The organism is Enterococcus sp. OL5, assembly GCF_006491895.1.
Taxonomy (GTDB): Bacteria; Bacillota; Bacilli; order Lactobacillales; family Enterococcaceae; genus Enterococcus_D; species Enterococcus_D innesii.
In genome coordinates this window covers 1-1,196 of the sequence record NZ_VHIL01000041.1, presented here as the reverse complement: position 1 = coordinate 1,196, position 1,196 = coordinate 1, and the positions used below count along the sequence as shown (strand labels likewise).

Below are 1,196 nucleotides of genomic sequence, written 5' to 3'. Positions count from 1 at the left end.
TTTAGCATTAAAACTACAAAATGCTAGTAGTGAACCAATTCAAGTACAAGTAACCCCACATACTGCGTATACCAATGTGCATGGGGTCGTTGAGTATGGCAAAGATGCCCAAGAACCAGATAACAGTCTACTGTTTTCACTGGATGAATTGATCGACCTTTCGGGTGTCATTGAACTAGCGGGAAATGAAACGAAAACAATCACCGTTCCATTACATATGCCTGAAGAATTATTTGAGGGATTTCTAGCTGGCGGTTTACGAATTACGGAAGTCAAAGAGGAACAAGAAGAAACGACAAGCAATGAAGAAGGCGTGGCAATCAAAAATGAATTTGCCTATGTCGTCGGTGTTGTTGTTAGTAATTCTCGGGATTCGGTTCAACCGGATCTTGATTTGTTAGATGTATTCGCGGATCAATTAAACTATCGAAATGTGATCAGTGCAACGATCCAGAACTTTACGCCCACTTTCGTTAACCGAATGGCGGTAGAAGCAACAGTTCAACGAGTAGGAGAAGATGAGGTTCTCTATGAAGCCAGTGAAGAAATGATGCAGATGGCGCCTAATTCTCATTTTGATTTTCCTATCTCGCTAAAAGGCGATCGTTTTCAAAGTGGTGAGTATGTATTGAACTTAAAAGCAACCTCTGGAGAAGAAGAGTGGACATGGGAACGGACCTTTACCATTGAAGCAGAGGAAGCAAGAGCATTGAATCGAGCGGATGTAACCATTGATACAAGCCTGAACTGGTGGATGATTGGCTCAATCGTCTTGGTTATTCTTTTACTTGGCGTCATTTTGTATCTACTGATTCAAAAGAAGAAAGCAAGAGCAAACGAACAAGAACAGTAAGAAGGAGTGAATGAAATGACCACGAGATTTAGACGACCGATGCTTGTGTTAGGGACGACCATCTTGGTCATACAAACCGTATTCATGCCTGTCGGCATGGTTTACGCAGAGACAACGATGGACTCTGAGGAACAAGAACTAATGGAACTTCCGCCAATGAAAAACTATCTGGAGGAAGAACAGATTAGTGATCCGCGCTTCTTCTTTACTCGTTCTCGGATGCAAGGAACGGCAGAAGAACCTCTTCAAGTGACCTTCTTTTCTGATCAAGAAGTGTCTGAAGCACGAGTATTCTTACCAGAAGAAGCAACGCTCTTGAAAGATCAATTACCAACAGGGATCT

2 protein-coding genes are annotated in these 1,196 nt (G+C 42.3%); both read left to right on the top strand.

From position 1 onward, the window contains the following. On the top strand, positions 1 to 853 hold an 853-nt coding region (locus tag FJU10_RS18925), incomplete at its 5' end, for a DUF916 and DUF3324 domain-containing protein (protein WP_140966741.1). A gap of 15 nt (positions 854 to 868) precedes the next feature. Continuing rightward, positions 869 to 1,196 (top strand): hypothetical protein (locus tag FJU10_RS18920; protein WP_140966740.1); only part of this gene is annotated, 328 nt, incomplete at its 3' end.